Genomic DNA, 1,016 nt, shown 5'->3' with positions numbered 1-1,016 from the left:
TTATATTCACTTGCCTCGTTACTTATTACTCCTACTATTTCTGGTGCTATTTCGGCTATATCCTGATATATTGCCAGTCTTTCTTTTTCCTGTTCAGGGCTTCTTCCCTCTATTTGAGATAATTGACTATATCTTGCGTAAAGACCTTCAAGTTCCGTTTTTATACTATAGAACTGCATTGCATAATCATCTATATTTTTAGTATCTACCATTCTGTCTACAGCACCAAGCATATTATTAATTACTCCTAATACTCCTTCACCGGCCGGAATAAATTTCTGTCCGAAAGCTCTTGAAATGTTATCAATATATGCTTCCATTACTTTTAACTGATTGGCATAACTTCCTATGGTTCTTTCTGCATCTCCCTGGATAAAGTTTGTCTTATCCATTAGAAAGTTATATCTTACCAGCTGTTTTTGTGCTTCTGACATTTCTTTCCATTTTGTTTTTATTCCCTGAGACAGGGCATACTCTGCTGCTGTTGTTTCATTTAATATTATCCCGAATCTTTTTAATGGCTCTGATTCTCCTGTCAATCCTGCTTTCAAAGCCGTAAAAGCTTCGTCATCCGCCACATTGAAAAAGGATGAGAAGTCTGCTGTTAACTGAGACAAGGCTGTTGACATATCCTGAAAATCTTCTGTTTTTATTCCTGAGCCTTTAAATATACTTCCGTAAACAGAGGCAAATTTTTGTAACTGATATGAGGCTCTTCCTACATCAGTACTTACTCCCTCTGCCCATTTGGCTATATCTTCCTTACCTTTGCCAAATACCTGTTCAAGCACATTATCAAGTTCCTTTATATCACTTGCCGAGTTTATACACTGTAAGCCTAATTTCCCTAATTCCCTTATTCCTACTGCTATTCCAAGACCGGCCAGAATTCCTTTTACTCCGCCTAAGGAAGCCATTAGTTTCTGAACTCCTGATGTGGCTCCGCCTGATGTATTTCCCATGTTATTTATCTGACGGGTTACGGTATTTAATTCAGTCCTGTATCTTTCTATTTC

Annotated in this window: 1 pseudogene; it reads right to left on the bottom strand. The window is 37.6% G+C overall.

Annotation, left to right across the window (positions count from 1 at the left end):
* A pseudogene (locus tag NK213_RS20190) lies at positions 1–1,016 on the bottom strand (hypothetical protein); the annotation flags it as partial.

The organism is Sebaldella sp. S0638 (genome assembly GCF_024158605.1).
GTDB lineage: Bacteria > Fusobacteriota > Fusobacteriia > Fusobacteriales > Leptotrichiaceae > Sebaldella.
This window is presented reverse-complemented; position numbering and strand designations above follow the sequence as displayed.